We start from the raw sequence: 26914 nt of genomic DNA on the forward strand, positions 1-26914 counted from the left end.
GACGTACCAAGTGAAAACCACAGAGCCGCACGGCGCAAGCCGCGCGAACTCTGTGGTCTTGGGTACTGCTAAGCGGTGCTGCTATGTTACCGCATCGCCGCTTAGTTTAAGGTTTTATGCAGGCCTTGTAAATCGTACACCCGCAACTCGTCCAGGTGACGCATGCCCTGCACGGCCGCCTCGGCGCCGGCGATGGTCGTATAGGTGACCACGCGCGCCTGCAGTGCCGACGTACGGATCGTACGCGAGTCGGCGATGGCGCTGCGCTTCTCTTCGACCGTGTTCACCACCATCGCGATCTCGTGGTTCTTGATCATGTCGACGATGTGCGGACGGCCTTCGATCACCTTGTTGACCGGGGTGACCGGGATGCCGGCGGCGGCGATGACGGCCGCGGTGCCCTTCGTCGCGACGAGCGAGAAGCCCAGTTCGACGAGGTCGCGCGCCACTTTCACGGTGCGCGGCTTGTCCGAACCCTTCACCGACAGGAACACGCGGCCAGTCGTCGGCAAGGTGATGCCGGCGGCCAGCTGCGACTTGACGAACGCTTCGCCGAACGTCGTGCCCACGCCCATCACTTCGCCCGTCGACTTCATCTCGGGGCCGAGGATCGTGTCGACGCCCGGGAATTTCACGAACGGGAACACGGCTTCCTTCACGCTGTAGAACGGCGGGACGATCTCTTTCGTGACGCCCTGCTGTGCGAGCGTCTGGCCGACCATGCAGCGCGCGGCGATCTTCGCCAGCTGCAGGCCCGTCGCCTTCGACACGAACGGCACGGTACGCGAGGCGCGCGGGTTCACTTCCAGCACATACACGGTGTCCACGGTCTGGCCGTCGACTTCCGACTGCTGGATCGCGAACTGCACGTTCATCAGGCCGACGACATTCAGCGCCTTCGCCATCAGCGAGGTCTGGCGCTTCAGTTCATCGATGGTCGCCTGGGACAGCGAGTACGGCGGCAGCGAGCACGCGGAGTCGCCCGAGTGCACGCCGGCCTGCTCGATGTGTTCCATCACGCCGCCGATGAACGTCGTCTCGCCGTCCGAGATGCAGTCGACGTCGACTTCGATCGCGTCGTTCAGGAAGCGGTCCAGCAGCACCGGCGAATCGTTCGACACCTTCACGGCTTCGCGCATGTAGCGCTCGAGGTCGCGCTGCTCGTGGACGATCTCCATCGCGCGGCCGCCCAGCACGTACGACGGACGCACGACGAGCGGATAGCCGATCTCGGACGCCAGCGCCAGCGCGTCGGCTTCCGTGCGCGCGGTGCGGTTCGGCGGCTGACGCAGGCCCAGATCCTGCAGCAGCTTCTGGAAGCGCTCGCGGTCTTCGGCCGCGTCGATCATGTCCGGCGACGTGCCGATGATCGGGACGCCGTTCTTTTCCAGGTCCAGCGCGAGCTTCAGCGGGGTCTGGCCGCCGTACTGGACGATCACGCCTTCCGGCTTTTCCAGGTCGACGATTTCCAGCACGTCTTCCAGGGTCAGCGATTCGAAGTACAGGCGGTCGGACGTGTCGTAGTCGGTCGACACGGTCTCCGGGTTGCAGTTGACCATGATGGTCTCGTAGCCGTCTTCGCGCATCGCGAGGGCCGCGTGCACGCAGCAGTAGTCGAACTCGATGCCCTGGCCGATGCGGTTCGGGCCACCGCCCAGCACCATGATCTTCTTCTTGTCGGTCGGGTTCGACTCGCATTCCTCGTCGTACGTCGAGTACATGTACGCGGTGTTGGTCGCGAATTCGGCGGCGCAGGTGTCGACGCGCTTGTAGACCGGACGGATGCCGAACTCGTGGCGCTTGGCGCGCACGGCTTCCGGCGTCGTCTGCATCAGGAACGCGAGGCGGCGGTCCGAGAAGCCCTTCTGCTTAAGCTTGTACAGCGTCGGCTTGTCGAGGCTTTCCAGCTTCTGGTGATCCAGCCACAGTTCGATGTCGACGATTTCCTTGATCTGGATGAGGAACCACGGATCGATCTTGGTGAGGTTGTGCACCTCTTCCAGCGTGAAGCCCTGTGCGAACGCGTCGCCCACGTACCAGATGCGCTCCGGACCCGGCTCGCCCAGTTCTTCCTCGATCTTTTCGCGGTCGCGGGTCTTTTCGTTCAGGCCGTCGACGCCGACCTCCAGGCCGCGCAGCGCTTTCTGGAACGATTCCTGGAATGTGCGGCCCATCGCCATCACTTCGCCGACGGACTTCATCTGCGTCGTCAGGTGCTTGTCCGCGGTCGGGAATTTCTCGAACGTGAAGCGCGGGATCTTGGTGACGACGTAGTCGATCGACGGTTCGAACGAGGCCGGGGTCGCGCCGCCGGTGATCTCGTTGCGCAGCTCATCCAGCGTGAACCCTACCGCCAATTTCGCTGCAACTTTGGCAATGGGGAAGCCGGTCGCCTTCGAAGCCAAAGCGGACGAACGCGACACGCGCGGGTTCATCTCGATGACGATCATGCGGCCGTCTTTCGGGTTGATCGAGAACTGCACGTTCGAGCCGCCCGTGTCGACGCCGATTTCGCGCAGCACGTTGATCGACGCGTTGCGCATGATCTGGTATTCCTTGTCCGTCAGCGTCTGTGCCGGCGCGACGGTGATCGAGTCGCCCGTGTGCACGCCCATCGGATCCAGGTTCTCGATCGAGCAGACGATGATGCAGTTGTCCTTCTTGTCGCGGACGACTTCCATCTCGTACTCTTTCCAGCCGAGCAGCGATTCTTCGATCAGCAGTTCGGAGGTCGGCGACGCTTCCAGGCCGCGCTTGCAGATCGCTTCGAATTCTTCTTCGTTGTAAGCGATGCCGCCGCCCGAACCGCCCATCGTGAACGACGGACGGATGATGGTCGGGAAGCCCAGTTCGCGCTGCACGGCGCGCGCTTCGTCCATCGAGTGGGCGATGCCGGAACGGGCCGAGCCGAGGCCGATCTTCGTCATCGCCTCCTTGAACTTGAAGCGGTCCTCGGCCTTGTCGATGGCTTCCGGCGTCGCGCCGATCAGTTCGACCTTGTACTTGTCGAGGACGCCGTGGCGGTGCAGGTCCAGCGCGCAGTTCAGCGCGGTCTGGCCGCCCATCGTCGGCAGGATCGCGTCGGGACGCTCCTTGTCGATGATGCGCTCGACGGCCTTCCACGTGATCGGCTCGATGTAGGTGACGTCGGCCGTTTCCGGGTCCGTCATGATGGTCGCCGGGTTCGAGTTGACCAGGATGACCTTGTAGCCTTCTTCGCGCAGCGCCTTGCAGGCCTGGGCGCCGGAGTAGTCGAATTCGACCGCCTGGCCGATGACGATCGGGCCCGCGCCGATGATCAGGATGCTTTTGATGTCAGTACGTTTTGGCATTTATTTCTTCTCACTTGCTGGCGTGGGCTTGCATCTTGCTGATGAAACGGTCGAACAGGTAGGCGACGTCCGTCGGGCCGGGCGACGCTTCCGGGTGACCCTGGAAGCAGAACGCCGGCTTGTCGGTGCGCTCGAAACCCTGCAAAGAGCCGTCGAACAGCGAGACGTGGGTCACGCGGCAGTTAGCCGGCAGCGTCGCGGCATCCACTGCGAAGCCGTGGTTCTGCGACGTGATCATGACCTGCTTCGAATCCAGGTCCTGCACCGGGTGGTTGGCGCCGTGGTGGCCGAACTTCATCTTGACGGTCTGCGCGCCCGAGGCCAGCGCCATGATCTGGTGGCCGAGGCAGATGCCGAACGTCGGGATGCCCGAGTCGATCACTTTCTTCGTCGCGGCGATCGCGTAGTCGCAGGCGGCCGGGTCGCCCGGACCGTTGGCGAGGAAGATGCCGTCCGGGTTCAGCGCCAGGGCTTCTTCCGCGGTGGCTTGCGCCGGCAGCACGGTGATCTTGCAGCCGCGCTCGGCCAGCATGCGCAGGATGTTGCGCTTGACGCCGTAGTCGAAGGCGACGACGTGGAACTGCGGGTTCTCCTGCTTGCCGTAGCCCTCGCCCAGCTTCCATTCGGTCTGGTCGAAGGTGTACGGTTCCTTGACGGAGACCACCTTCGCCAGGTCCATGCCGTTCAGGCCCGGGAACGAGCGCGCCAGTTCCAGCGCCTGCGCTTCCGACGGCTCATTGCCCTGCGTGCCGGTCAGGATCGCGCCGTTCTGGGCACCCTTCTCGCGCAGGATGCGGGTCAGCTTGCGGGTGTCGATACCGGCGATGGCGACGACGTTTTCCTGCTTCAGGTAGTCCGCCAGCGATTGGGTCGAGCGGAAATTCGAGGCCAGCAGCGGCAGGTCGCGGATGATCAGGCCGGCGGCGTGGACTTTCGAGGCTTCGACGTCTTCGGCATTGATGCCGTAGTTGCCGATATGGGGGTACGTCAGCGTGACGATCTGACGCGAATAGCTGGGGTCGGTCAGGATTTCCTGGTACCCGGTGATGGCGGTATTGAATACCACTTCACCGATGGTGTGACCGGCGGCGCCGATCGAATATCCTTTGAAAATGGTTCCGTCTGCCAGAGCGAGGATGGCTGGAACGGCTGGGCCAGAAAAAAATGGCGGCAAGGGCAACTCCCGATAAAGTTGCCGTAGGCTGCGCCACGTCAGACCGGCCCGGACAGGGGGTGTGGGCATGCATCTCGCCCAGTGTCACAGGTCGCTAGATAGAGGTTTGGGTGGGTAGTCGCTACGGCAGATAAGTGATGGCTAAACCTCTGAATTATAGCGTGATTTATATCGGCCGGCAATCGCCTGCCCTACGTTTTTCCTCTAAATACCCTGCAGAAAAAATCGGCGGGCGGGCGCGACGATCTGTCGCACCACGCCCGCCGACTTGACGGAAACGTAATTACAGGCCCAGCGCGGCGATACCGGCCTTGGCGATCTGCGCGTCTTCCGCCGATTTCACGCCCGAGACGCCCACGGCGCCGACGACTTCACCGTTGACGACGATGGGCACGCCGCCTTCCAGCATGCCGTCCAGTTCCGGCGCGCGGGCGAACGACACGCGGCCGTTGTTGATCATGTCCTCGTAGATCTTCGACTCACGACGGCCCAGCGCGGCCGTCTTGGCCTTTTGCGGGGCGATGTGGGCCGACACCGGGGCGGCGCCGTCCAGGCGCTGCAGCCACAGCGGGTGGCCGCCGTCGTCGCAGATGGCGATGACGACTTTCCAGCCGTTCGCGACCGCTTCGGCTTCGGCACCAGCGGCGATCTTCTTGATGTCTTCGAGGGTAAGGACGGGCTTGGTTTGCATCTTGAGTCTTTCTTTCGTGTGGCGTTACAAAAAAGGTCTGCGATCAGCGCGCGGCCGACAGCGGGGCCGGCGTGCTTTGTTTGGCCTTCAGCCTGGCCTTCAGGTCGGCCATGACGCCGGCCGCGGCCTGCTCGCCGGCCAGCACGGCCAGGTTGCGGCCGGTGAAGTCGGCGCTGCCCATCGTGCCCAGCGCCGGCGTGATGACGACGTCGGCATCCTTCAGCTCGTGCTGGTTCAGGCGCTGGCCCATGATGGTGAACGTCTGCATCAGCACGTCCACGGAACTCGCGGTGGCCTGCGCCTCGGTCGCACTGGAGATATTAACCGCGATAATGAATTCGGCGCCCATTTCCTTCGCGAAGCGAACGGGCACCGGGGCGACGAGGCCGCCGTCGACATAGCTGCGGCCGCTGATGACGACCGGCTGGAACACGCCGGGCACGGACGACGACGCGCGCACGGCCATGCCGGTGTTACCGCGGCGGAACAGGATCGGCTGGCCCGTCTTCAGGTCCGTGGCGACGGCGCCGAACGGAATCTTCAGTTTTTCGATCGGCTGGTTGTGCACGGCCTTGTTCACATAGGTCTGCAGCGCCTCCCCTTTCAGCACGCCGGGGGCCTTGCTGAAGAACGGGATGGCCCAGTCGGAAATCGTCGTCTCGTCCATGTCGAGGGCGATCTTCTGCAGCTGGAAACCGTTGTAGCCGGACGCGTACAGCGCGCCGACGACGGAACCGGCACTCGTGCCGACGACGATGTCGGGCACGATGCCCTGGGCTTCCAGGGCCTTGATCACGCCGATGTGGGCAAAGCCGCGCGCGGCGCCGCCGCCGAGGGCGAGCGCGATTTTCACGTGACGCAGAGGAAGGGGCGCCGGCGTGGCGGCCACCGGGGCGGCCGGCTGCGTGGGCGTGGAGCCGCAGCCCGCGAGCAGTGCCGCGGCGCCGAGCGTGGCAAGAAGGGAACGTCGGGAGAAGGTCATCCCGAGATTGTAACCCGATCCCGCCCGTTTGCCGGCCCCGGTTTAAGCGCCGCGTAAGATGATGGTCGGACGATTAACCCGGCAGCGACGTATTCGGCAGCGTGGCCGTAAACACGCTGCCCTTGCCGGGCACCGAGCGGATCGCGAGCTTGCCGCCGTGGCGCAGCAGCACGTGCTTGACGATGGCGAGGCCGAGGCCCGTGCCCTGCGTCTCGCGCGAGCGGCTCTTGTCGACGCGGTAGAAGCGCTCAGTCAGGCGCGAGATGTGCTGCTCGTCGATGCCGATGCCGTTGTCGATCACTTCGAAGCGCAGGTCGTTCGGGCCGCGCAGCCAGCGCAGCTCGATCTTCCCGCCTTGCGGCGTGTAGCGCACGGCGTTGCTGGCCAGGTTGCCGAACGCGCTGCGCAGCTCTTCGCTGCTGCCCATCACGTCCGGGCCGTCGACGGCGAAGTCGATCTCGTGGCGGCCGTTGGACAGCGCGCGCGCATCGTTCGCCACCTGTTCGACGAGAGCCCGCACGTCCACGCGCTCGCGCTTCAGGGGATACTCGTCCGATTCGAGGCGCGACAAGGTGAGCATGTCCTCGATCAGCCGCTGCATGCGCTGCGCCTGTTCCGTCATCAGCATCAGGTGCGCGGTGCGCGTCTTCTCGTCCAGGCCCGGGTCGGCGAGCGCGATCTCGAGGAAGCCGACGATCACCGTCAGCGGCGTGCGCAGCTCGTGCGACGCGTTGGCGATGAAGTCGCGGCGCATCGCCTCGATGCGGTCCGTGTCCGTCGCGTCGTGGGTGACGAGGATTTGCCGGCGGTTCTCGAACGGGATGATCTGCACGATCAGCTTGCGGCCGCGGATCGACAGGGTGAGCGGCTGTTCGTAGCGGCCGAGGATCAGGTAGTCGATGAATTCGGGGTGGCGGATCAGGTTCGTCACACGCCGGCCCTTGTCGTGTTCCAGCGTGAGGCCCAGGTGGCGCTCGGCCGCCGGGTTGCACCATTCGAGGAACAGGACGTCGTCCATGATCGCCACGCCCTCCGGCAGCAGGTGCATGGCCTGGCGGAAGCGCGCGAGCCATTCCGTCAGCTCGTCGCGGTTGCGTTCGTCGTCGCGGCGGAGGCGGTACAAACGCGCGAAGACGTCGGTCCACGCGCCCCACCCGTCCGGCAGCTTCGTGCTCTGCGGGTCGTCGAGCCACTCGCCCAGCTTGTGCAGGTAGGCCAGTTGGGAAATCAGCAGGCCGAGGGTGATGAGCAGCGCGAGCGCCAGCCCGGAGACAGGGCCCAGCAGCCACCACGCGATGCCGGCGACCGCGAGCATCAGGCCCAGGCGCAGCAACGCCGGGACCCAGAACATGACGCGAGGATTCAAGCGGGCGACCTTTCTATTTTTCTTTTTCGGACAGCATGTAGCCTACGCTGCGCACGGTCTTGATCAGCTTTTCGGCTTCCTTCAACGCCTTGCGCAGCCGGAGGACGTGGACGTCGACCGTGCGTTCCTCGACGGCCGCCGCGTCGCCCCACACCTTGTCGAGCAGCTGGCTGCGCGAGAACACGCGCTCGCGGTGCGCCATCAGGAATTTCAGCAGGCGGTATTCGGCATTGCCCATGTCGAGCTGGCGGCCGTCCAGGGTGACCGTGCAGCTGGCCGGATCGAGCATGACCGGACCGGCCGACAGCGGCGCCTCGGCCAGGTGCGGGCTCTTGCGGCGCAGCAGCGCTTTCGAGCGGGCCACCAGTTCGCGCGGCGAGAACGGCTTCGTCACGTAGTCGTCGGCGCCGGTATTGAGCCCCGCGATCTTGTCCTCTTCCATGCTCTTCGCCGTCAGCATGATGACGGGGATGTCCTGGAAATCGCGGTCGCCGCGCAGGCGCGACAGCAACCGCAGGCCGCTCTGGTCGGGCAGCATCCAGTCCAGCAGCAGCAGGTCGGGCCTGCCGTGCACGATCGAATCCCAGGCCGCCGCCACGTTGGCGGCCGTGCGGATCTCCCAGCCCGTCTCGCGCAACGAATAGCTCACCAGTTCGACGATCGCCGGCTCATCTTCGACAATCAGGACGCTCGTGTTGGCCGCCATCGATCACCCTTCTCCGCCAGCCGCGACGGCTTGTGGTTTGCTATGCCTGATGTCCCGCCCCTCGACGACGTAGATCACGTACTCGGCGATATTCTTGGCGTGGTCGCCGATGCGCTCGATGGCCTTGGCCACCCACAGCACGTCCAGCGCCGACGAGATCGTGCGCGGGTCTTCCATCATGAACGTGATCGTACTGCGCATGATGGTGCGGAACTCGTGGTCGATCACGTCGTCCTGGGCGATGATCTGCACGGCAGCCTTGCCGTCCAGGCGCGCGAACGCGTCGAGCGCGTCGTGCAGCATGTCGGCCGTCGCGCGCGAGATCGTGCGCACCGTCTCGTAGTGGTTGAAGCTGACCATGCCGCGCTCGTGCAGGCTCTTGGCCGTGCGGGCGATCTTGGCGGCCTCGTCGCCGATGCGCTCGAGGTCCGTGATCACCTTGATCGTCGCCATGATCGTACGCAGGTCGTTGGCGGCCGGCTGGCGGCGCACGATCAGGTGGCTGCAGGCGTCGTCCAGCTGCACTTCGAGCTGGTTGACGGCGTGGTCGTCCGCCACCACCTTGTCGGCCTGCTCGGTGTTGCCGACGCGGAACGCATTCACCGCCTCGTCGAACTGCGTTTCCACCATGCCGCCCATGAGCAGCACTTTCGACCGGATCGCTTCCAGTTCCTGGTCGTACTGCTTGGAAGAGTGCTCGCCTACCATGTGTTCATCCTGTTCAATAATGTAATCTTACCGCATCAACCGAAACGGCCCGTAATGTAATCCTGGGTCTCTTTCCGCACCGGGTTCAGGAACAGCTGGTCGGTCTCGCCGAATTCCACCAGTTCGCCCAGGTACATGTACGCCGTGTAGTCCGAGCAGCGTGCGGCCTGCTGCATGTTGTGCGTGACGATGGCGATCGTGTAGTCGCCCTTCAGTTCGCTGATCAGTTCCTCGATCTTCGACGTCGAGATCGGGTCCAGCGCCGACGTCGGCTCGTCCAGCAGCAGCACGTCCGGCTTCACCGCGACGCCGCGCGCGATGCACAGGCGCTGCTGCTGGCCGCCGGACAGCGACAGGCCGCTCTTGTTAAGCTTGTCCTTCACTTCGGTCCACAGCGCGGCCTTCTTGAGCGCCCATTCCACGCGCTCGTCCATCTCGCCTTTCGACAGGTCTTCGTACAGGCGCACGCCGAATGCGATGTTGTCGTAGATGGACATCGGGAACGGCGTCGGCTTCTGGAACACCATGCCGATCTTGGCGCGCAGCATGTTCACGTCGACACCCGGTTCCAGGATATTCCGGCCGCGGTAAAGGATAGCGCCTTCGGCACGCTGGCCCGGGTACAGGTCGTACATGCGGTTCAGCGTGCGCAGCAAGGTCGACTTGCCGCAGCCCGACGGACCGATGAACGCGGTGACCTGCTTGTCGTGGACGTCCAGGTTGACGTTCTTCAGGCTCTTCGTCTTGCCGTAATAAAAGTCCAGGCCGGAGATCTCGATGGTCTTGGTCTTGGGCTTCGAACCTTGCGTCGTTTGCGACGGGGTGGACAGGGTCTGGGTCATCATGGGATCTGGGATCTTCGTCAACTTATTGCGGGTTCTTTTGGCGGAACAGGGTCCGCGACAGGATATTCAGGAGCAGCACGCTGAACGTCACCAGCAGGGCGGCACCCCAGGCGAGGCTGCGCCAGTCTTCGTACGAGCTCATCGCGAACAGGTAGATCGCCACCGGCAGGTTGGCCATCGGCTGTTTCATGTCGAGGCTGAAGAACTGATTGTTCAGCGCGGTGAACAGCAGCGGCGCCGTCTCGCCGGCGATGCGGGCCACGGCCAGCAGCACGCCGGTCACCACGCCCGCCTTCACGGCGCGCAGGCGCACCGTCATCGCCACTTTCCAGCGCGGCGCGCCCAGCGCGAACGCCGCTTCCAGCAGGCTGTTCGGCACCAGGTGCAGCATGTTGTCGGTCGTGCGGACGACGACGGGGATCGCGATCAGCGACAGCGCGATCGTGCCCGCATAGCCGGAGAAATGCCCGAAGCGCGCCACGCACAGGGCGTACACGAACAGGCCGATCACGATCGACGGCGCCGACAGCATGATGTCCGTGACGAAGCGCGTGACGGCGGCAAATTTGCTGTTCTGGCCGTACTCGGCGAGATAGATGCCGGCCAGGATGCCGACCGGCGTCGAGATCGCCGTGGACAGGCCTACCATCATGAGGCTGCCGACGATCGCGTTGCGCAGGCCGCCCGGGCTGCCCGGCGCCGGCGTGTCCATCGTGAACAGCGTGTGCGACAGTGCGCCGAAGCCATTGACCAGCAGGGTCTCCAGGATCCACAGCAGGAAGCCGAGGCCGACGGCCATCGCCAGCACGGACAGGGCGATGCCGATGCGGTGGCCCAGCAGGCGGCGCCGATAGACGGAATTGACAACGGCATCCATTACTTCACCCCTTCCTTGCGGGACATCCCGACGAGCATCAATTTGGCGGCCGACAGCACGATGAACGTGATGGCGAACAGGATCAGGCCCAGCGCGAACAGCGAGGACACGTGCAGTTGCGAGCTGGCTTCGGCGAATTCGTTGGCCAGCGTCGAGGAAATCGAATTACCCGGCGCGAACAGCGACAGCTTGATGTCGTTGGCATTCCCGATGACGAACGTGACGGCCATCGTCTCGCCCAGCGCGCGGCCGAGGCCCAGCATCACGCCGCCGACCACGCCGGCGCGGGTGTACGGCAGCACGATCTTGCGCACGACTTCCCATTTCGTGCAGCCGAGGCCGTATGCGGATTCCTTCAGCACGGCCGGCACGATCTCGAACACGTCGCGCATCACGGACGCGATGAACGGGATGATCATCACGGCAAGGATGATCCCGGCGGTCAGGAGGCCCAGGCCCATCGTCGGCCCCTGGAAGAACGGGCCGATGAACGGCAGCACACCGAGCGTCTTTTTCAGGAACGGCTGGATGGTGTCGCCGAACAGCGGCGCGAACACGAACAGGCCCCACATGCCGTAGATGATCGACGGCACGCCGGCCAGCAGTTCGACGGCCATGCCCATCGGGCGGCGCAGCCATGCCGGGCAGATCTCGGTGAGGAACAGCGCGATGCCGAAGCTGATGGGAAAGGCGACGAGCAGCGCGATGATCGACGTGACCAGCGTACCCGTGATGGCGATCAGCGCGCCGAATTTGTCGTTGACGGGATCCCACTCGTTGGTGGTGAGGAAGGACGCGCCGAATTCGCGGAACGCAGGCGCCGCCCCGATCGCCAGGGAAATAATGATGCCCACGAGGACGATCAGGACGCTCGCGGCGAACAACAGGGTCACCTTGTGGAAGATGAAGTCCTGGATGCGCTGCACGCGCATGGTATTGCGCAGTGCGACGTTGCGGGCTTCTTCCTGCAACGCGGCCTGGCCGGCCTCGTCGGCGGCGAGCGCGGGGTGTGCGTTCATGTGTTTGTCCAATTTATTACCTAGAAGCAAAAACGCGCCACTCCCACCTGCCCGACCTCGCGCCGGGAGGTGGGAGCGGCGCTACCCACGTGTCGGGTATTGCTCAATTACCAGAGCGCTTTGCCCGAAGCATCCTTCAGGTTGGCCTTCCAGGCGTCTTCCACCAGCTTGGTGGTCGCAGCCGGCATCGGCACGTAGTCCAGCTCAGCGGCGGCGGCAGCACCGTTCTTGAACGCGTAGTCGAAGAACTTCAGCACTTCCTTGCCCTTGGCGCCATCGGCTTGCGACTTGTGCATGATTGCGTACGTCGCACCGACGATCGGCCATGCGGCCTTGCCGGGCTGGTCGGTCAGCACCACGCCGAAGCCCGGTGCCTTGGCCCAGTCGGCGTTGGCGGCGGCGGCCTTGAACGCGTCGTCGTCCGGCTGCAGGAAATTGCCGTCGCGGTTCTTCAGCTGGGTATGGGCCAGCTTGTTCTTCTTGGCATATGCCCATTCGACGTAGCCGATCGAGCCCTTGATGCGCTGGACGTTGGCGGCGACGCCGTCATTGCCCTTGCCACCCACGCCGACAGCCCATTTCACGGCGGTGCCGGCACCGATCTTCGCCTTGAAGTCCGGGTTGGTCTGCGACAGGTAGTTCGTGAACAGGAACGAGGTGCCCGAGCCGTCGGCGCGGTGCACGACGGTGATGTCTTCGGCCGGCAGCTTCACGCCCGGATTCAGCGCGGCGATCGCCTTGTCATTCCACTTGGCGATCTTGCCCAGGTAGATGTCGGCGATGACCGGACCGGTCAGTTTCAGCTGGCCCGGCGCCACGCCGTCCAGGTTGACGATGGCGACGACGCCGCCCATGATGGTCGGGAACTGCACCAGGCCCGCCTCGTTCAGGTCTTCGACCGACAGCGGCATGTCCGATGCGCCGAAATCGACCGTCTTGGCCTTGATCTGCTTGATGCCGGCGCCGGAGCCGATCGATTGGTAGTTCAGGCCGTTGCCGCTGGTCTTCTTGTACATCTCCGCCCATTTCGAATAAATCGGGTAGGCGAAGGTGGAACCAGCACCGGTGATGTCGGCAGCCAGGGTCGCGGTGCTCGCGAACGCGGCGGTGGTGCCGATGATGATGGTTGCCAGCAGTTGCTTCATGCGCATATCAAGGTCCTTTGGTTAGGTGTGACACGGTTGATGCTGCGCAGTGTAGTGAGCAAATATGACGGCTTTATGACATGGCCAGCCTGGCCATATGACATGCGCGGCGCATAATGTGACCGCCCGAAATAACATGTCACACAGCCCTTCGACCGCTGTCACAATCTACGGTTCCACCCTCTTCCGAGGTCGAGAAAAAGCGCCTTGTAAATACTTTTTCTTATGCTAATTTGAAAGTGTTTATGCAGTATGGAGGAGTAGTCCTACAATCTCGAATGACAGATGGGGGAGGGAGCGCTCAACGGCGTTCGAACGGTATGTTATTCATTACAGGCATGCTGACCGGGATGGTCGTCCTCGTGCTGTATGGGGTGATTTCCGAAGGCATCGGCAGTTCACAAAGGTTGCACGACCGCTATCACGAATAGCATTGGGGGCCGCAGAGGTCTCATCAAAGAAAAAGCGGCGGGGCCCAAGGCACCCGCCGCTTTTCTTGTCAACCGGCCAATGAATCAGCGCAGGAAGCGTGACACCTGGCTCATCGCCGCCAGGTCCAGGTTCATGAACTGCAACCCGGCCTTGAACTCGCCATTGCTGAAAATACAATACATCACCTTGACGCGCGCATGCAGGGGAAACGGCGTGCCGTCGACGAGCAGGTCGAAGCCGACCTGGCCCGTCTGCCCCGTCTGCAGCGGATGCGGCACGGTAATGCTGACGCCATTGGAGCCGATGTCGGATGTACGTCCCTGGACGGGGGTCTGGCCCTCCATCGCCAGGACTGCCCGCACCTTCAGGATCTTGCGTGCGGATTGCCTCTGATCTATTGCCACGATAAGCCTGTGAATCTTTTAAAAACGAGGGGCATTATAGGTGCAAACGATAACCTTGCGTGTTACCGCTATTCAAGTTACGGTGATCAGTCGAGCTCGCGCAGCTTGCTGAACGCTTCATCGATCCGCTCGACGGCCACGATGGTCATCCCCTCGATCTTTTGCTTCGGCGCATTAGCTTTCGGGATCACGGCGACGGAAAAGCCCAGCTTCGCCGCCTCGCGCAAACGCTCCTGCCCACGCGGGGCGGGACGGATCTCGCCGGCCAGGCCCACCTCGCCGAACACGACGAGGCCGCGGGGCAGCGCCTTGTTGCGCATCGACGAATTGATCGCCAGCAGGACGGCCAGGTCGGCCGCGGGCTCCGTGATCTTGACGCCACCCACCGCGTTGATGAACACGTCCTGGTCGAACGCGGCAATGCCGGCATGGCGGTGCAGCACCGCGAGCAGCATCGCGAGGCGGTTCTGCTCCAGGCCGACGGACAGCCGGCGCGCGTTCGGCAAATGGCTCGCGTCGACGAGCGCCTGCACTTCGACCAGCAGCGGCCGGGTGCCCTCCTGCGTCACCATCACACAGGAACCGGGCACCTGGTTGTCGTGTTGCGACAGGAACAGTGCGGACGGGTTCGACACGCCCTTCAGGCCCTTTTCCGTCATCGCGAACACGCCCAGCTCGTTGATGGCGCCGAAACGGTTCTTGATGGCGCGCACGAGGCGGAAGCTGCTCTGCGTATCGCCTTCGAAATACAGCACGGTGTCGACGATGTGCTCCAGCACGCGCGGCCCCGCGAGCGCGCCCTCCTTCGTCACGTGGCCGACGAGGATGATCGTCACGCCCGTCTGTTTGGCCACGCGCGTGAGCTGCGCCGCGCATTCGCGCACCTGCGAGACGGAACCGGGGGCCGACGTCAGCGCATCCGAGTACACGGTCTGGATCGAGTCGATGACGGCGACCTCCGGCTTGAGGTCGGCAATGGTGCCGAGGATTTTTTCCAGTTGGATCTCGGCTTGCAGCTTCAGGTCTTTCGCCTCGACCTGCAGCCGGCGCGCGCGCAGGGCGATCTGGGCGCCGGATTCCTCGCCGGACACGTACAGCGTGCTGCGCGCCGCGGCCAGGTTCGCCAGCGCCTGCAGCAGCAAGGTGGACTTGCCGATGCCGGGGTCGCCGCCGATCAGCACGACGCCGCCCGCGACGAGGCCGCCGCCCAGCACGCGGTCGAATTCGTCGATGCCGGTGCCGAAGCGGGGCACGTCGATCGCCTCGATGTCGGCCAGCGACAGCACGGGGGCCGTTTGCGCGAGGCTCTTATGCATGTGCGGCGTCTGCGACATGCGGTTCAGGCCGGCGGTCTCGACCTGCTCGGTCATCGTGTTCCAGGCCTTGCAATCGGCGCACTGGCCGGTCCAGCGGCTGGCGACGCTGCCGCAATCGCTGCAGACGAAACTGGTACGGGGTTTAGCCATGATTCCTTGGTTATAAAATGGGATCGCACCCGAGCGGCGCCTCGGCCACGCGCACGCGCGGCGCCACGGCGCACATCAATTCATAGCCGATCGTGCCGGCGGCATGCGCCACCTCGTCGATCGGGAGACCGTCGCCCCACAGGGTGACCTTGCTGCCCACGCGCGCGTTCGCAATGGGCGACAGGTCGACCGCCATCATGTCCATCGACACCCGGCCGACGAGCGTCGTGCGGACGCCGTCCACCAGCACGGGCGTGCCGTGCTCGGCATGGCGCGGGTAGCCGTCCGCATAGCCGCAGGCGACGATGCCCACCGTCAGCGCGCGGTCCGCCTGGAAGCGGCTGCCGTAGCCCACGCTGTCGCCCTGCTCCAGGTGCTGGATGCCGATGACTTCGGATTTCAGTGTCATCGTCGGCAACAGCCCGTAGTCCTTGGCCGAGCGGCCACCAGGCGTGCCGCCGTACAGCATGATGCCGGGGCGCACCCAGTCGCTCTGCAATTCCTGAACGAGCTCCGCCGTGTGCAGCACCCCGCCGGAATTCGACAGGCTGCGCTCGCCCGGCAAGCCGTCCGCGCCCAGCCGGAACCGGCGTACCTGCTCGCCGATCGACAGGCGCGGATGCTCCAGCTCGTCCGCGTTCGCGAAATGCGTCATCAACGTGATGTTGCGGATGCCCGGGATGGCGCGCAGCCGCTGGTAGGCCGCCGCGAACTCGTCCGGCCGAAAGCCGAGGCGGTTCATGCCCGTATTCATCTTGAGGTGCACGTCGATGGGACGGTAGAGCTGGGTGTACTCCAGCATCTTGACCTGCTCGATGCAATGGACCGTGCTGTTGACATTATGTTCAGCCAGCAAGGGGATGTCCGACGTGTCGAAGATTCCCTCTAATAACAGGATCGGCTTCACCCAGCCCAGCTCGCGCAGGCGCAGCGCGCTTTCCGTTTCGATCAGGGCCAGGCCGTCGGCCTGCGCGAAGCCGCGCATGCCCCGTTCCAGGCCGTGTCCATACGCGTTCGCCTTCACCACCGCCCAGACGTTCGCCTGCGGCGCACAGGCGCGCGCACGGGCCAGATTGTGCTGCATGGAGTCGAGGTGGATGGTGGCGTGCAGGGGACGTGGCATGGCTTTCAGATGGGGGCGACGGCTGAGAACGAAAGGTTTATTTTACTCCCGGCAGTGAAATGCCGTATTGTCGATTCCTTGGGCTAAGCGGTCTTTCATGGTATAAAGCAACCCATCCAGTTTTTTGAACCTTTCGAATGAACCGTGGTTTTTATACCATCATGGCGGCGCAGTTCTTCTCGTCGCTGGCCGACAACGCGCTGATATTTGTCTCGATCGGTCTGCTAACGGCGATGAAAGCCCCGGCTTCGCTCACTCCGCTGCTGAAGCTGTCGTTCGTCTTGTTCTACGTCCTCCTGGCACCATTCGTCGGCGCGTTTGCCGATTCAATGCCCAAGGGACGGGTGATGTTCACCGCCAATCTAATCAAGGTTTTCGGGTGCTGCCTGATCTTCTTCGGCGCCCACCCCCTCATCGCCTGCACTGTCGTCGGCTTCGGCGCCGCCGTCTACTCCCCCGCCAAATACGGCATCCTGACCGAGCTGCTGCCGGCTGAACGACTCGTCGCGGCCAACGGCTGGATCGAGGGCCTGACCGTCATGTCCATCATCCTCGGCGCGGCCATGGGCGGCGCCCTCGTCAGTGCCCACGGCAGCGCCTGGCTGATGACGCTGGACGTGCCCTATATCGACACCGGCATCAACTCCTCGACCAAGGCCCAGCTCGCCGTGCTGATCGGCGTGTACGCGCTGGCGGCCGGCTTCAACCTGCGCATCCCGGACACCGGCGCCCGCTACGAGCACCAGGAACGCAATCCGGCCAAGCTGATCGCCGATTTCGCCGACTGCTCCGCCACGCTGTGGAAAGACAAGCTGGGCCAGATCTCGCTGGCCGTGACGACGCTGTTCTGGGGCGCCGGCGCGACGCTGCAATTGATCGTGCTGGAATGGGCCAAGCGCTCGCTGCACATGTCCCTCGACAAGGCGACGGGGCTGATCGGCGTCGTCGCCATCGGGTCCGCGATCGGCGCGGCGATGGCGGCGAAGATGATCCCGCTGAAGAAATCACTGACCGTGATCCCGCTCGGCATCATCATGGGCCTCGTCGTGACCTCGATGACGATCGTGTATTCGCTGCCGATCGCCGTCGTGTTGCTGCTGCTCATCGGCCTCCTGTCCGGCTATTTCGTCGTGCCGATGAACGCCCTGCTGCAGCACCGCGGCCACGTGCTGATGAGCGCCGGCCACTCGATCGCCGTGCAGAACTTCAACGAAAACCTCTCCATCCTCACCATGCTGGCGCTGTACGCCATCATGATCACGCTGAGCCTGGACCTGGACGTCATCATCGTCCTGTTCGGCATGTCGCTGGCCGGCATCATGTGGCTGATCGGCCGCCGCCATGCGGCGAACCAGCGCGAGCACGACTCGCTCGCGCTGATCGGCGAGCACAAGCACTGATCCAAGTAATTCGGTAATTCGGGGTCAGAGCACTTTTTCGAGAAATTGATCAGTACGGGCAGCGATGCGCAAGCCGTGACCGCGCGAGGGGCTGCATGCGGGCGCGCGGCGTCAAACAATGCTGAAAAGACAGTGCGCCGAAATGTGCTCTGACCCCGAATCTTGAGGTCTGACCCCGGTCAGGGGTGCAGGCGGGCGTTGGCGCGGTCGCGCCAGTCGTTCGAGACGATGAAGCCCCGTTCGAATTCCACGATGTTGTCCGGCTCTTCCCGCACGAGCGCCACGAGCACGGGCGCGCTTGACGCCATGAAGTGGTCTTCCAGTTCCGCTGCCAGCTGGGCCTTGTCCAGCATCCACACCGCCGATTGCGCGCGGAACGGCGGCAGCCATTGCAGGCGCGGCAGGATCAGGAAACGGTCGCCGGGCAAGGCGTCGAGTTCTTCCAGTGCGCACCAGAAGCCGCGGCAGTGGCCCGCCGTGATGCCTTGCATGGCCTGGTACGTGCCGCGCGGATAAAACAGCCAGCCCTTGACGAGCGCGCGCGCCGCGACGACGGGCCGCGGCAATACGTCCTGCGCGGCCGGGTGGCGGCCCAGTTCGAGCTGGCGCTCGAACACCTTGCGCATCTTGCGGCCCAGGCTGTCGGCCAGGTTCGGGCCGACGAACGTGTCGAAGCCCGTCGCGGCATCGCCCTGCAGCAGGTAGAACTTGGTGGCGAACTCGATGTGTTCGACACCCTCGCCCGCATCCAGCAGAAAATCGAACTCGCCGACGGTGTCGTTGCGGCTGGCCCGTACCTGCAGGCCGTGCGCGACGAGGCGGCCCTGGTGCGCGAAATAAAAGGCCATCAGCTTTTCCGCGTACAGGCCGAGGCGCGTATACATCTTCGAACCGAGTGCCGCGTCCAGCGGCGCGGGATCGGCATCGAGTTCGGCCAGCCAGCGCGCCGTGGCTTCCGTCATCGGACCGAGCGTCGCGATGCGGCCTTCCCAGTGCGGGTCGTGGATGTCGAGCAGGTCCGGGGCGTCCAGCAGCCAGGCCAGCGCCCGCACCCGCGCGCGCCGCAGATGGCGCCAGCGGCGTTCGAACAGCGCCTGGTACGTGTCAGCCTGAGCGCGCACGGGCGTTCCTTGCCCTGCACAAGTCGGCCCACGCAAGGGCCTTGTCGGCGCCGCGCCGCAGCAGTTCGCCCGGATGCAAGGTCGCCACCAGGTTCACCGTGCGTCCGCCCGTCTCCAGCGCGTGAGCGCTGCCCCGCGCGCCGGCCAGCGGTTCCGGCAGCGCGCGGCCCAGCAAGGTGTTGGCGGCGATCTGGCCCAGGGTCAGGACGGTCTCCGCGCCCGTCAACGCCACCTCGCGTTCGAGGTAGGGACGGCACGCGGCCGCCTCCTGCGGCGTGGGCGCGCGCTCGCCGCCGTTCGGCGTCGTCGGGCGGCATTTGATGAGGTTCGTCACGTAGACGTCGCGCTCGCGGCCCATGCCGACGGCGGCCAGCATATTGTCCAGCAGCTTACCGGAATCGCCCGCGAGCGGGACGCGCGCCTTTTCATCGGCAGCCGTCGTAGCGCCGGCCGCGACGACCCAGCGCGCCTGCTTCGCGCCCGTGCCCGGCACCGGCGCGCGCCCTTCGCGGCACGCGCTGCAGCGCCGGCACGCGGCGATGGCGATGGTGAGCTGGTCCCAGTCCATCGCCGCGATTTCTTCCGGCGTCGCGTCGCTCGGCAACGCGGCATCGTCCCAGGCGGAATCGTGGTCGGCCGGCGGCGCCAGCGCGGACACGGATTGCGCGACCGGTTGCAGCGGCGTCGGGCCAGGCGGACGCGGCCCCGCCGGCGCGGGCCGTGGCGGCCGCGCGACCGGCGCGGGCGGTTCGACGACCGCCGCGGCGACCGGCGCCAGCGCGGACGCCGACTGCGCCACCGGCTGCAGCGGCGTCGGCTGCGGGGCAACCTCGCGCGGCGGCGCCGTGCGCAACTGCCACAGCGGCCCGAGGCCCATCTCGTTCAGGAAGATGGCGTCGCGTTCGCTGACACCGTTCATAACACATACCTCATCACGATCGCATCTTCGCGCCGCCCTTCGTGCGCGGGATAATAGCCCTTGCGGCGGCCGATCTCTTCATAGCCGTAGCGCCGGTACACCTCGAGTGCGCGCGTGTTGGACGGCCGCACCTCGAGCAGGATCGACGCCATGCGCTCTGCCCGCGACCTGGCCGCGATGCGGTCCAGCAGGTAGCGCCCGACGCCGCGTCCGTGCAGCGGCGCCGCGACGGCCACGTCGAGCAGGTGCGCTTCGTCCAGCGCGTACATCAGCAGGAAATACCCGGCCAGCGCGCCCGCCGGCTCGCGCAGCACCCACGCATCGTAGCCGCTCGCGAGCGAGTCCATGAAATTCGCCCGGCTCCACGGATGCGGAAACACGCTGCATTCGAGGGCATGCACCTCGTCGACGTCGCCCACGACCATCGGGCGCAGTTCCTGGTGCGCGGCGTCGGTCATCGCCCGTCCGCCCTGGCCGCGTTGATGGCCTGGCGTTCCGCGCTCGTGTACGCGACCTTGTTGCGCAGGTAGAGCGGCTGCGCCTCGTCGGCCGGCACCGCGCGGCCCGCCGCCAGCGCGGCCACGCCCAGCACCGCGAATTCGCGCGCATGCGGCAGGATGTCGCTGTGCGCACCGGCCACAAACGGCGCATCCGCGAAGGCTTCCGGATACGCCGCGAAGCCGTTGCCGCAGGCAGTCAAGCCTTCGACCATCTCGGGCGCGACGGCGCCCGGCGCGCTCAGCGCAGGCGCGCGCACGGCCTGCCACGCGCCGGTCCAGCGGTACTGCGCCCAATAGACTTCGCCCATGCGCGCATCCAGCACGGCGAGCACGTCGGACGCGCCCGTGCGTGCGCGGCACGCCTCGGCCATCGCTTCCAGCGTCACCAGCGGCAGCACGGGTTTGCGGGCGCCGAACGCGAGACCCTGCGCCACGCCGCACGCCGTGCGCACGCCCGTGAACGAACCCGGACCGGCGCCGAATACGATCGCGTCGCAGTCGGCCAGGGCGATGCCGGCGTCGCGCAGCAACTCCTGCACCATGGGCAGGACGGACTGCGAATGCGTGCGCACGCCGGACGATTCGCGGGTCAATACGGAGGTCAATACGGGGGTGTCCGCGCCGTCCGCGCTGTTCAATAACGCGCAGGACGCCAGCTCGGACGAGGTTTCGATGGCGAGGATGATAGGCATGGCGTATTGTAACCCGGCGGCCCGGCCAGCCAAAAGCGCGGAACCGTTGTAGAATCGCGCCCATGTCCAGTCTGACCCTCGAGCCCGATACCCGCGACCAGGTTGCCGCCGCCCTCCACGGCGACGGCTGGATCGTCGCCTGCCTGTGCGCTGCCTGGTGCGGCACCTGCTCGTCCTACCGCGCCGCGTTCGACGGCCTGGCCACGCGCCATCCCGACAAGACGTTCGTCTGGATCGACGTGGAAGACCAGGCCGACGTCGTCGGCGACCTCGACGTGGAAAATTTTCCCACGCTGCTCGTGCAGCGCGGCGATGCCGTCGCGTTCTTCGGCACGATGCTGCCGGATCCGAAAGTCGCGGACCGGCTGATCCAGGCGCAGGCGGAGTTGAGCGGCGACGAACTCATGCGCCAGGCGGCCTCCACGCCGGAACGGCAGGCGTGGCAGCGCGAGTGCAACCTGCGCACCCTCATCGCCAACGCCGACGAGTGATCAAGCCAGGCGCAGCGGCAGGCTGCGCAGCCGCTGCCCCGTCAGCTTGAACACGGCATTCGCCACGGCCGGCGCGACGGGCGGCACCGCGGGTTCGCCCATGCCTTCCGGCGGTTCCGCGCTCGGTACGATGATGGTCTCGACCTCGGGTACCTGCGCCATCCGCAGCACGGGATAATCGCCGAAATTCGCCTGCTGCGGCTGGCCGTCCTTGAAGGTGATCTCCCCCGCCAGCGCGGCCGACAGCCCGAACACGACGCCCGACTCGACCTGCTGCGCGACGATGTTCGGATTGACGACGAGGCCGCAATCGACGGCGCACACGACCTTGTGCACGCGGATCTCCTTGTCTTGCACCGACACTTCCGCGACCTGCGCCACCACGGTCCCGAACGACTGGTGCACGGCGACGCCGTGCGCGCGGCCTTCCGCCGGCGTGCCCGCACGCGCGAGCGCCGCGTCCAGCGCGGCCAGGTGGCGCGGATGGTCCTTCAGCAGCGCGCGCCGCCACGCGACCGGGTCCTGCCCCGCCGCATGGGCCACCTCGTCCGCGAAGCTCTCCTTGAAGAACGCGTTGTGCGAGTGGCCGACCGAACGCCAGTACCCGATCGGCACGACGCTGTCGACCGTCACGTGGCGGCTGCGGCGGTTCGCGATCGCGTACTGCAGGTCGTACTCGCCCTCGGCCGTCGTCTTGTCCGGGCCGACACCGGGCAGGCCGAGGTTGCGCGGGAAGTACTGGTGGCCGATGGCGCCGCTCGCCAGCTTGCTGTCCCACGCCAGCACGCGCCCGTCGGCGCCGAGGTGCGCCGTATAGCGCGCCAGCGCGGCCGGGCGGTAGACGTCGTGGCCCGTGTCGTCCTCGCGCGTCCAGATCAGTTGCACCGGGCGGCCGCGCGTCTGCATGGCCACGGCGACGGCCTGCGCCACCATGTCGGTCTCGAGGCGCCGGCCGAAGCCGCCGCCCAGCATCGTCACCTCGATGGTCACATCCTCGCGCGCGACGCCCGCGACCTTCGCCGCCACGTCCACCGCGATGCTCGGGACCTGCGTGGGCGACCACAGCGTCACTTTGCCGTCCAGGACCTGCGCCGTGCAGTTCTGCGGTTCCATCGTCGCGTGCGCGAGGAACGGCGCGCGGTATTCGGCCCGCACGGTGCGCGTGCCCGCGAGTTCGGCCGCGTCCTGGCTGCCGGCCTCGAAATACGCGTGGCCCGATTCTTCATCGAGCGCCTTCGCAAAACCGGCGAACACGGACTCGCTCGACAACGCGGCATGCGGGCTCGCGGTCCACTGCACGGGCAGCGCCAGCGCGGCCTGCTTCGCCTGCCACCAGCCCTTCGCCACGACCGCGACGCCGGCGCCCGCACCGGACAACGGCGCGAGCGCGGACGATACGTCGACGACGTGCTCGACGCCCGGCAGCGCCGCCACCTTGCCCGCATCGAACCCCGCGACACCTGCGCCCAGCACGGGCGCCATGCGCAGCGCCGCGTACAGCAGGCCTTCCGGCCGCACGTCGATGCCGAACACCGCGCGCCCGTTGACCTTCGATGGCGCGTCGCGCCGCGGCACCGGCTTGCCGATCAGGCGGAAGTCCGCGGGCGTCTTAAGGCGGACGTCGTCCGCATCGATGTCGCCGCCCAGCGCAGCCGCGCGCTGCGCCAGCGGGCCGTACGGCGCGCGCCGTCCGTCAGGATGGAGCACCATGCCGTCGCGCGTCGACAGCGTCTCCGGTGTCGTCTTCCACTGCTCGGCGGCCGCGCGCAGCAGCATCGCGCGCGCGACGGCGCCGGCCGTCCGCATCGTCGGCCACGCATCCTTCACGCTCGTCGAACCGCCCGTGAACATGATGCCCAGCTCGCGCGCCACCTTGCCCGCGACCCAGCGCGCGCCCAGCTGGAAGTTGCCGGCATCGTCCGGATGGAACGGCAGGGTGTCGCGCAGGACGGTGAGGTTGGCGAAGATCTTGTCGATGGGCGCCTGCACGACGCGTACGGCTGCCAGCGGCGCGTCCAGTTCCTCGGCCAGCAGCATGGGCAGCGCCGTGTGCACGCCCTGTCCCATCTCGCTGCGCGGCACGACGACGTCGATGGTGCCGTCGGGAGAGATCGCGACCCAGCCGTTCAGGGCGATGGTGCCGGCATCGTGCACGGCAGCCGGCCCGGTCGCGCGCAGGCGCTGGCGCGGCGGCGCGACGCCCCAGCCGACGACGAGCGCCGTGCCCGCGGCCAGGCCGCCCAGCAGGAACCGGCGCCGGCCCCTGCGCACGATGCGTACAGGACCACCGTCCTCCTTATCCGAACCTGGTCCGCCCGTGTCCCGCATCGTCCTGCCTCCATGTCTCCAACAATTCAGCCGGCTCCACCGGCCGGCCGTACAGATAGCCCTGCGCGCGCCGGCAGCCGTGGCGCAGCAGGAAGGCCGCCTGCTCGGCGGTCTCCACGCCTTCCGCGATCACGGCGAGGTCCATGCTCTTGCCCAGCTGGACGATGGCGACCGCGATCGCCTCGTCGTCCTTGTCGGCAGCGATGTCCTTGATGAAGCTGCGGTCGATTTTCAGTGTCTGCACCGGCAGCTGCTTCAGGTACGCGAGCGACGAATAACCCGTGCCGAAATCGTCGATCGCCAGTTCCACGCCCAGGGCGTGCAGGTCGTTGATGTACTGGAGCGCGTCGCCCGTATTCATGATCACGGACTCCGTCACCTCCAGCTGCAGCCGCTGCGGCGCGAGGCCTGCGTCGGCGAGCACGCGCGCGACGAGCGGCGCCACGCTGCCGCGGTCGAACTGGCGGCCCGACAGGTTCACCGCCACCTTCGGCACGTACAGCCCGGCCGTCTCCCAGCATACCACCTGGCGGCACGCCTCTTCCAGCACCCACGCGCCCAGCTGGCCGATGAAGCCGATGTCCTCGGCGAGCGGAATGAAGCGCACCGGGGGCACATGGCCCAGTTCCGCGCTGTGCCAGCGCACGAGCGCCTCGACGCCGATCAGGCGGCCCGTCTCGATCTCGACCTGCGGCTGGTAATGCAAGCGGATCTCGCCCCGCTCGATCGCACGGCGCAGCAGGCCTTCCATGCGCAGGCGCTCGGCGCCGTCGCCATCCATCGACGGGGCATACAGCTGGTAGCCGTTGCGGCCGCGCGCCTTGGCCTGGTACATGGCCACGTCGGCATTCCGGATCAAGACGTTCATGTCGACGGCATCCTGCGGGAACAGGCTGATACCGACGCTGCCCGTGACGAACAGTTCGTAATCCGACACGAGCACGGGCCGCTCGAACAGCTGCATCAGTTTTTCCGCGACCTGGCGCGCGCCGTGGGCGCCGTCGACGTCTTCCAGCAGCACGATGAATTCGTCGCCGCCCAGGCGCGCCAGCGTGTCCCCATCGCGCAGGCACCCGGCCAGCTGGCCCGCCACCTGTTTCAGCAGCTCGTCGCCGACGTGGTGGCCGAGCGTGTCGTTGACGGTCTTGAAGCGGTCGAGGTCGATGAACATCACCGCGAGCTGGCGATTGTTGCGCGCCGCGCGCACCATCGCGTGCTGCAGGCGGTCGTGGAACAGCAGGCGGTTCGGCAGGCCCGTGAGCGGGTCGTGGTGCGCCAGGTGGTCCAGCTTCTCCTGCGATTCCTTGACCTTCGTGATGTCGGAAAACACGCAGACGTAGTGCGTGACGGCGTCGGCATCGTCGCGCACCGCGGACACGGTCAGCCACTCGAGGTAAGTCTCGCCGTTCTTGCGGCGGTTCAGGAGTTCGCCGCGCCAGAAGCCCGTCTCCGCCAGGTCGGTCCACAGCGCCTCGGAGAACCCGGCGTCGTGGCTCGCCAGGCGCGTGAGGCTCGAATGCGTGCCGACCGCTTCGCTCTCCGTGTACCCGGTGATCTGCGTGAAGGCGGGATTCGTCGCGACGATCTTGCCGTGCAGGTCGATCACCATCACGCCGTCGGCGATGTGTTCCAGCACGGTGGCCGACAGGCGCAGCTTTTCCTCGGTCTGGCGCCGCTCCGTGATGTCGGCGAACACCCAGATGCTGCCGTCGTCCTGGCGTTCCGGGTCGAGCGCGCGGCCGCTCACGGTGCACCACACCAGGCTGCCGTCGCGGCGGCGGAACTGGCGCTCGTCGCCGAAATCGCCGCCGCGCGCCAGCACGGGTTCCGCCGCGTCGATGCCCTGCACGTAATCCTCGACGGTCGGGAACAGCACGCCGATCGGATCGCCCAGCAGCTCGCCCTCGCCGTAGCCGAACAATTCGTCGAAGCGGCGGTTGGTCGACACGACGCGGCGCTCGCGCACGTACATGATGCCGAACATGACGTTGTCCAGCACCGCGCCCTGCTCGGCCAGCAGCGCCTCGATGCGCATCTCGTTGTATTTGCGCTCGCTGATGTCGGAGATGATCCCGTCGATCCAGAACGCGGCGTTGCCGTCGAAGCCGACCGGCTGGCCGCTCTCCAGCACCCAGCGCTCGATGCCGGCGGCGTCCGTGATGCGGTATTCGATCTCGTAAGGCCGCACGCCCAGCACGGCCTCCTTGACGAAGTGCCGCTGCATCTTGCGGTCTTCCGGGCAGATGACGTCGGCCCAGCGGTCCGTGTGCGCGCCGATGAAGTGAGCCGCTGGATAGCCGGAGATGTCTTCGATGGCGTCGCTGACGAAGTCGATCGCCCCACCCGGCCGGGCACGGAACACGGCGCCCGGCACCTGCGTGACGATGGTGCGGAAGCGTTCCTCGCGCCGCGCGACGTCCTGGAACAGGTCGCCGATCGCGATACGCATGTGCTCCAGCTGGCCGCCGAGCCGCCCCAGTTCGTCGTTCGTGGACAGCGCGAGCGGCGCGTCGAACTGGCCGCGCGCCAGGTGATCGGAAAAGCTCATCAGGGTGCCCAGCGGCGCCAGCAGGCGGCGCCGCAGCAGCATCAGGATCAGCAGCAGCGACACGCCCAGCTGCACCGCCAGCACCAGCGCGTAGCGCACCTGCTTGGCGCGCAGCGATTGCTGGCTCAGGCTGTCGTCCATTTCGACCGTCACGTGGCCGATCGGCTGGCCATGCACGACGACCTCGCGCTCGGCGCGCAGCACGTGGCCGCCGGGCGCGGCCGCCGCGCGGCGGTCGATGAAATCGCCCTCCGCCTGCGCGCCCACATGCACGCGCACGACGGCCGGGTCGCCCATCAGCGAATCGACGAGCGAGCGGGCCGCGTCGATGTTCATGTTCCACAGCGATTCCTGCATGCCGAGGGCGAGGATGTCGGCATTGCGCTGCAGGGTCTCGTCCAGCTCGCGGCGCGCCGCATGCTGTTCCTGCACGCCGATCATGAGGTAGCCGCCCACGACGGCCGGTATCGCCAGGCCGCCGGCCACCAGCACGAGCAGCGCGGCGTACAGCGAGCGGCCGTACAGCCGCGCGAGGCGCGACGGTAACGCGGACAGGGCGGCACGGGACAGGAAGGACATGGCGGAGAGATGCGGTGCCGGTCAGCCTGTGGCTGATACGACATCTTTCTGTGGTAAATCAATAAG

At 66.2% G+C, this 26914-nt stretch carries 22 protein-coding genes; 2 read left to right on the top strand and 20 right to left on the bottom strand.

The genetic code is table 11. The annotated features are described in order from the left end of the window. Positions 1-101 precede the first annotated feature (101 nt). The 14 genes from carB to alr form a co-directional block, all read right to left on the bottom strand. Complete coding sequence (gene carB, locus ACEN9G_RS02130; protein ID WP_413339245.1) at positions 102-3332, bottom strand: carbamoyl-phosphate synthase large subunit; 3231 nt, start codon at positions 3330-3332, stop codon at positions 102-104. 10 nt (positions 3333-3342) lie between these two features. Next, a complete protein-coding gene (gene carA, locus ACEN9G_RS02135) occupies positions 3343-4506 on the bottom strand; it encodes a glutamine-hydrolyzing carbamoyl-phosphate synthase small subunit (protein WP_413339243.1) in 1164 nt (387 codons plus the stop codon). Between the two features lie 283 nt (positions 4507-4789). Continuing rightward, positions 4790-5197, bottom strand: coding sequence for a heme-binding protein (locus ACEN9G_RS02140; protein ID WP_413339241.1), 408 nt, complete (start codon positions 5195-5197; stop codon positions 4790-4792). A 43-nt stretch (positions 5198-5240) separates the two neighbouring features. Beyond that, on the bottom strand, positions 5241-6179 hold the full coding sequence (locus ACEN9G_RS02145) for a patatin-like phospholipase family protein (RefSeq protein WP_483127627.1): 939 nt from the start codon (positions 6177-6179) through the stop codon (positions 5241-5243). A 73-nt stretch (positions 6180-6252) separates the two neighbouring features. After that, the gene (phoR, locus tag ACEN9G_RS02150; RefSeq protein WP_413340066.1) at positions 6253-7545 is read right to left on the bottom strand and encodes a phosphate regulon sensor histidine kinase PhoR; all 1293 of its coding nucleotides are present in this window, start codon (positions 7543-7545) and stop codon (positions 6253-6255) included. 13 nt (positions 7546-7558) lie between these two features. Then, positions 7559-8251 carry a response regulator gene (locus ACEN9G_RS02155; RefSeq protein WP_413340064.1) on the bottom strand — a complete coding sequence of 231 codons (693 nt, stop codon included), beginning with the start codon at positions 8249-8251 and terminating at the stop codon, positions 7559-7561. A 3-nt stretch (positions 8252-8254) separates the two neighbouring features. Beyond that, positions 8255-8959, bottom strand: coding sequence for a phosphate signaling complex protein PhoU (gene phoU / locus ACEN9G_RS02160; RefSeq protein WP_056127954.1), 705 nt, complete (start codon positions 8957-8959; stop codon positions 8255-8257). Between the two features lie 35 nt (positions 8960-8994). Continuing rightward, the gene (gene pstB, locus ACEN9G_RS02165) at positions 8995-9801 is read right to left on the bottom strand and encodes a phosphate ABC transporter ATP-binding protein PstB (protein WP_413340069.1); all 807 of its coding nucleotides are present in this window, start codon (positions 9799-9801) and stop codon (positions 8995-8997) included. A 25-nt stretch (positions 9802-9826) separates the two neighbouring features. Further along, positions 9827-10681 carry a phosphate ABC transporter permease PstA gene (pstA, locus tag ACEN9G_RS02170; RefSeq protein ID WP_413340061.1) on the bottom strand — a complete coding sequence of 285 codons (855 nt, stop codon included), beginning with the start codon at positions 10679-10681 and terminating at the stop codon, positions 9827-9829. Further along, entirely contained in the window at positions 10681-11613 is a 933-nt protein-coding gene (gene pstC / locus ACEN9G_RS02175; protein WP_413340067.1) for a phosphate ABC transporter permease subunit PstC, read from the bottom strand. Before pstC ends, pstA begins: the two co-directional genes overlap by 1 nt. A 194-nt stretch (positions 11614-11807) precedes the next feature. After that, positions 11808-12851, bottom strand: coding sequence for a phosphate ABC transporter substrate-binding protein PstS (gene pstS / locus ACEN9G_RS02180; protein ID WP_413340059.1), 1044 nt, complete (start codon positions 12849-12851; stop codon positions 11808-11810). Between the two features lie 509 nt (positions 12852-13360). Continuing rightward, on the bottom strand, positions 13361-13681 hold the full coding sequence (locus tag ACEN9G_RS02185) for a PilZ domain-containing protein (protein ID WP_413340057.1): 321 nt from the start codon (positions 13679-13681) through the stop codon (positions 13361-13363). 86 nt (positions 13682-13767) lie between these two features. Continuing rightward, positions 13768-15147, bottom strand: coding sequence for a DNA repair protein RadA (radA, locus tag ACEN9G_RS02190; protein WP_413340055.1), 1380 nt, complete (start codon positions 15145-15147; stop codon positions 13768-13770). 10 nt (positions 15148-15157) lie between these two features. After that, complete coding sequence (alr, locus tag ACEN9G_RS02195) at positions 15158-16270, bottom strand: alanine racemase (RefSeq protein WP_413340054.1); 1113 nt, start codon at positions 16268-16270, stop codon at positions 15158-15160. 137 nt (positions 16271-16407) lie between these two features. On the opposite strand from alr, the gene lplT reads away from it, so the two are divergent. After that, positions 16408-17670, top strand: coding sequence for a lysophospholipid transporter LplT (gene lplT / locus ACEN9G_RS02200; RefSeq protein ID WP_413340052.1), 1263 nt, complete (start codon positions 16408-16410; stop codon positions 17668-17670). 179 nt (positions 17671-17849) lie between these two features. On the opposite strand, the gene ACEN9G_RS02205 is transcribed toward lplT, so the two are convergent. Genes ACEN9G_RS02205 through tsaB form a run of 4 tightly spaced genes read right to left on the bottom strand, consistent with a single transcriptional unit; the run spans position 17850 to position 20902 of the window. Then, entirely contained in the window at positions 17850-18791 is a 942-nt protein-coding gene (locus ACEN9G_RS02205; protein ID WP_413340050.1) for a DUF1853 family protein, read from the bottom strand. Next, on the bottom strand, positions 18775-19710 hold the full coding sequence (locus tag ACEN9G_RS02210; protein ID WP_483127628.1) for a uracil-DNA glycosylase: 936 nt from the start codon (positions 19708-19710) through the stop codon (positions 18775-18777). Before ACEN9G_RS02210 ends, ACEN9G_RS02205 begins: the two co-directional genes overlap by 17 nt. Then, the gene (rimI, locus tag ACEN9G_RS02215; protein ID WP_483127629.1) at positions 19707-20168 is read right to left on the bottom strand and encodes a ribosomal protein S18-alanine N-acetyltransferase; all 462 of its coding nucleotides are present in this window, start codon (positions 20166-20168) and stop codon (positions 19707-19709) included. The genes ACEN9G_RS02210 and rimI overlap by 4 nt, the downstream gene beginning before the upstream one ends. Continuing rightward, positions 20165-20902 carry a tRNA (adenosine(37)-N6)-threonylcarbamoyltransferase complex dimerization subunit type 1 TsaB gene (gene tsaB, locus ACEN9G_RS02220; RefSeq protein WP_483127630.1) on the bottom strand — a complete coding sequence of 246 codons (738 nt, stop codon included), beginning with the start codon at positions 20900-20902 and terminating at the stop codon, positions 20165-20167. Before tsaB ends, rimI begins: the two co-directional genes overlap by 4 nt. 62 nt (positions 20903-20964) lie before the next feature. Between tsaB and ACEN9G_RS02225 the strand changes: the two genes are divergently transcribed. After that, positions 20965-21393 (top strand): thioredoxin family protein, encoded by a 429-nt coding sequence (locus ACEN9G_RS02225; RefSeq protein WP_413346247.1) that lies wholly within the window; start codon positions 20965-20967, stop codon positions 21391-21393. Here ACEN9G_RS02225 and ACEN9G_RS02230 read toward each other — a convergent pair whose 3' ends face one another. Both ACEN9G_RS02230 and ACEN9G_RS02235 read right to left on the bottom strand, forming a co-directional pair. After that, a complete protein-coding gene (locus tag ACEN9G_RS02230) occupies positions 21394-23721 on the bottom strand; it encodes a xanthine dehydrogenase family protein molybdopterin-binding subunit (protein WP_483127631.1) in 2328 nt (775 codons plus the stop codon). It lies immediately after the preceding gene. Beyond that, entirely contained in the window at positions 23690-26848 is a 3159-nt protein-coding gene (locus ACEN9G_RS02235; protein ID WP_483127632.1) for a sensor domain-containing protein, read from the bottom strand. Before ACEN9G_RS02235 ends, ACEN9G_RS02230 begins: the two co-directional genes overlap by 32 nt. Positions 26849-26914 lie beyond the last annotated feature (66 nt).

It is taken from the genome of Massilia sp. Masssp94 (genome assembly GCF_059491305.1).